Below are 4,509 nucleotides of genomic sequence, written 5' to 3' on the forward strand. Positions count from 1 at the left end.
AGACGCAAATTGGTATAACTCCGGGTTTGTTTTCCTCAATTTTGTCCGGCCTTTTTCTTAAATTCCGGATTATGCCCTGGTACCACGACCAGTATTGACCGTGTGTGGACGTCTGCCTATAGTAATTACGAAAATATGTGTCTTAACACAAAAATCCGTAATCATCATTCCCGGAGGGCGCATGGAGATCGGGCGGGATTCCTATCTCAACAAACTGACGGACCGCATGGGAAACGGTCTGGTCAAGATTCTCACGGGCGTAAGGCGGAGTACCTGACGCGCCTCCTTGAGAACGTCTACCTGTCCGATATCGTCGAGCGCCGCAGGGGCCGGCAGGAGCAGAACTCCCTTCTGCGCATCGGCGACTCCTTCAGGAAGATCATCATCATCGTCCGAGATAACATCCGCCCGCGGCACGATGAGGCAGGCATTACGACGATCGGCATCTGGAACTTTTTGCTGGATGCGGACAGCCTTGACCTGTAAAATCCGAATCTATAGACAAAGTTTTAATATGCGTCGGGAACCGGTTTTATGTGTTTCCGCCTCACCGGACGGATGAAAGGTCAGAATCAGGTTAACCTGTGCGATGACGGGCTTGATCCTCGATAAAATCATCGCAACCTGTGGATTTGAGTTTTTTCAAGGGGCTTGACGGGAAGTGCAGGAATAGTGTATCATCTTTGGTATACCAGCTGGTATACCAAAGATTCCTTTTTTAAAGAAACACAAACGCTGAATAGATGGAGTTGTCAGTCCCCGTGTGGAGAACGACCGGGCGCACTGCGAAGAGAGAGTGAGTTTTGATGCGGGAGGGCCGCTTGGCTTTCGATGTCTACAAAAAAATAAAAGAAGGCATCCTCTCCCTGGCCTACCCCCCGGGCGCGACATTGCAGGAACGCCAAATTGCAGAGCAGTTCGGCGTCAGCCGAACACCTGTACGCGAGGCCATTCAGTGCCTTGCGCAGGAGGGGTGGCTCGTCATCAGCGCAAGACGATACATTCAAGTGCGCGACGCTTCAACGCTCAATCTTCGCAAGCTTTTTGATGCCCGTCGCCTCTTGGCTGATGACGTCGTGGATATTCTTTTTTCAGGGCGAATGCACGCCGCAGTTTCAAAACGTATGCGGGCCGCCATTGCGGCCATGAACGACGCGAGGGAAAACCTCTTCGCGTTCATCACGGTGGACCAGGCCTTTCACTCGATTGCCTTTGAGGTCCTGGAGAACGAATATCTGCAAAAGTTTTGGCAGAGCGTCAGCGAGGACATGATCTGGTTCGGAATGCTTGCCATGGATGAGCATCGCTATGGGAGTGTTCTGCAGGAGCATGAGGAGATTGTAAGGGCAATGGAGCAGGGGCAGAAGGATGCGGTGAAAGCTGCCGTGACGGCCCACCTGGATTCGACAGAAGCTATCCTGTTCGGCAAGATGTACGACGGCGGAAGCTGCGGCAGAATTTCCCCGCAGGCCCTTGGGTTTAGAAGGGATCTAAAGAAAGGAGTGGCGGTCAGGACATGCGAATGAAATCAGTTGCTCTGCGTAAGGATGGAAGCTCGCATGAGGTTTCATTGCTGTGGGACGCCTGTGTTGCAGCAGGATATACGGGGCGCGATCAAGCTGGTGTCCGTGCACACGTGGAGGAGCTAAAGAAGATCGGCGTCCCATCTCCTGAACGAGTTCCCTCTATGTACTGGATCGAGCCGGAGCGCATCAGTGCTGCATCCTCCGTCTGGGTTGTAGGGAACAAAACGTCAGGCGAGGGCGAGGTCTTTCTGGCCCGCTGCAGCCAGGGGAATTTGCATGTGACCGTTGCCAGCGACCACACGGACAGGGCGCTTGAGACGGTGTCCGTTTCCAAGGCAAAACAGATTGCGACCAAGCTTGTCGGTGCGATCTTCTGGCGTGTGGATGATGTGCGCGACCATTGGGATGAGATCGAGCTGCGGGTCTGGAACGACGGAAAAATCTATCAGGAGGGGACGCTGGGGCAAATGTTGCCTCCTGAAGCACTGTTGGAGCTTGCCGAGGAGGATTCACCGGTTAAGGGTGGGCGCATTTCGCTCTTTAGCGGGACGCTCCCTGTCATTGGCGGAGGCTTAGTTTATGGCAGCCGCTACGTGCTCTCTTTGAGGGACCCCGTTCTGAATCGGGAGCTGTGGCACGAGTATGCGGTCCAGGTCCTTCCGGACCGCAATTAGGAGTAGAGCGACATGAAACTACGCGTTGGTGTCCTGCAATTTGACGTAGTCCTGGGCGATCGGACGAAAAATAGGGCGACGCTTCAGAGATGGCTGAAGTCAGCCTTGGTGCCGTCCGACCTTACGACGGTGCTCGTGATTCCGGAAATCTGGGATGTGGGTTACGCTCTTCCCCGCGCGAAGGAGCTGGCTGACCCTGAAGGGAAGGGGGCGGCGGAGTTTCTTGGCGCCCTTGCCAGACAGTACGGCGTCTGGTTTGCGGGGGGGACGGTGCTTGCTTCCACGCCTGAGGGGTTCGCAAACCGAGGACAGGTTGTCAATCCTCGTGGCGAGCTCGTTGAGTATTACGACAAAGTGCACCTCATCCGCCTTATGGAGGAAGATAAGTACTTTGTTCCAGGGAGGAAAGAGTGCCTCTTTGATGTGGACGGCATCCGCGCTGGCTGCGTGACGTGCTACGACATCCGTTTTTGCGAGTGGGTGCGGACTTATGCGCTGGATGGCGTGCAAGTGCTCTTCGTCGGTGCGGAGTGGCCCATGTCTCGAATTGATCACTGGGAGGCGTTGCTTCGGAGCCGTGCTATTGAAAACCAGATGTATGTCGTCGCCTGCAACCGGTGCGGCGAGTCCGAGGATACGCTCTTTGGAGGACGTTCCATGATCCTTGGGCCAAAAGGCGAGGTACTCTTCCAGGCCGGCGCCGGCGAGGAGGCAGGCTTTGTCATCCTCGATATGGATGAGGTGGAAAAAACGCGCGGGTTCCTGACGGTCTTTAACGATCGAGTGCCGGGAATATACAAGGTGGAGCGATAATGCCGGATTGACTTTAATTTGGGTGAGCACGATTCCTGAAATCCAAGAGGGGAGCGAATGAAGATGAAACGAAGAATGTTGTTGAGCGTTGTTGCGTTGTTGTGCGTAGGTTTTTGGACGAAAGCAGCCTTTGCGGCAGCTGTCAACATCAAGTTGGCGCATGGTGGCAGTTTGGAGCATCAGTACCACATTGGGGCAATGGAATTCAAGCGCCTTGTTGAGGAGGCTTCAAACAAGGAAATTGAGGTTACGATCTTCCCACAGGGGCAGCTTGGGGGGGAGCGCGAACTGGCAGAGAGCGTTCGCATGGGGACTGTCGAGATTGGCGAGTTGGCGGCCAGCAACATGGCAGGGTTTGTGCCGGAGTTGCAGGTGTTTGGCATCCCCTTCCTCTTCACGGGCAAGAATGCCGTCTACTCTGTTTTGGACGGGGAGATTGGCGCCGAGTTGAACGGCTATATGCTGAATAAGGGCTTCGTCAACCTTGGTTATTGGGAAGTGGGCTTCCGCAATATGACGAACAATGTTCGCCCGATCAAGAAGCCGGAGGATGCTAAGGGGCTCAAGATTCGAGTTCAGGAGTCCAAGATATGGATTGAATTCATGAAGGCGCTGGGAGCCGTCGCGACGCCGATCCCCTTTGGTGAGCTTTATTCAGCGCTGCAGCAAAAGGTGACGGATGGCGAAGAAAATCCTATCGCTACGATCTACTCCATGAAGTATTACGAGGTGCAGAAGTACGTTTCCATGACAGCCCACACCTACGAACCCGCACTGGTTATCGTGAACCAGCAGTGGTTTGAGGGACTGGATCCAAAGTATCAGGCGATTTTGAAGGATGCCGCAATCAAGACGGCCACGTTGCAGCGTGTCAAGTTGGCGGAGCTCGAAAAAGAACGTCTGGAGATCATCAGAAAAGCGGGGGTAGAAATCGAGGAAAATCCGGACCACGCCGCTTTTGCCGAATTGACAAAGGACCTCTATAAGGTGATCTCGGACACTGTGCCCGAAGAACTGGTCATGAGAATTCGGGACGCGATTGCCAAGGCCCAATAACAAACGAAACATTTGTTGCTCGCCTTGTGATAAGGGGGGTGTTGCCCCCCTTTTTTCGTTTGGAACTGTCTGTAGAGGAGTGAGTGCGTTGCAGAAGATGCGATGGCTTTTTGCGACTGCATCGGGAATTTGCCTGGCTGTCGTTTTCCTGGTGACATTGGGCCAGGTCGTTCAGCGCTACGTTTTCCATATGCCCATGCCATGGGCGACAGATGTCACAAGAATATCTTTTATCTATTCCGTGTTTTTTGGCATGGGCGTCGGGGTATTTAATAAATCCCATCTCAACATCGACGTCTTGGTAAGACTGCTTCCCAAGCGTATTCAGCCGTGGTTTGCCCTGCTTTCTAACATCATTGTGATGATTTTTCTTGGTGCTGTCTTTCGCTTCAGTATTCCCTTTGCTCAGGCAAATGCCGATCAAGTGACCCCTTATCTTC

The 4,509-nt window shown here is 53.6% G+C and carries 5 protein-coding genes; all 5 read left to right on the forward strand.

What is annotated here, in order from left to right:
* The first annotated feature begins 821 nt into the window (after nt 1-821).
* Nucleotides 822-1,526 carry a GntR family transcriptional regulator gene (locus tag SY1_RS05725; RefSeq protein ID WP_208873025.1) on the forward strand — a complete coding sequence of 235 codons (705 nt, stop codon included), beginning with the start codon at nt 822-824 and terminating at the stop codon, nt 1,524-1,526.
* A complete protein-coding gene (locus tag SY1_RS05730) occupies nt 1,523-2,200 on the forward strand; it encodes a DUF2848 family protein (RefSeq protein WP_243440598.1) in 678 nt (225 codons plus the stop codon). Before SY1_RS05725 ends, SY1_RS05730 begins: the two co-directional genes overlap by 4 nt.
* Before the next feature lie 12 nt (nt 2,201-2,212).
* Nucleotides 2,213-3,013: a carbon-nitrogen family hydrolase gene (locus tag SY1_RS05735; protein WP_015556458.1), complete on the forward strand. Its 801-nt coding sequence runs from the start codon at nt 2,213-2,215 to the stop codon at nt 3,011-3,013.
* 57 nt (nt 3,014-3,070) lie between these two features.
* On the forward strand, nt 3,071-4,069 hold the full coding sequence (locus tag SY1_RS05740; protein WP_015556459.1) for a TRAP transporter substrate-binding protein: 999 nt from the start codon (nt 3,071-3,073) through the stop codon (nt 4,067-4,069).
* 97 nt (nt 4,070-4,166) lie between these two features.
* Nucleotides 4,167-4,509, forward strand: a 343-nt coding sequence (locus SY1_RS05745) for a TRAP transporter small permease (protein ID WP_243440714.1), incomplete at its 3' end; no start/stop codon positions are given.

The organism is Fretibacterium fastidiosum, from assembly GCF_000210715.1.
GTDB classification, from domain to species: Bacteria; Synergistota; Synergistia; order Synergistales; family Aminobacteriaceae; genus Fretibacterium; species Fretibacterium fastidiosum.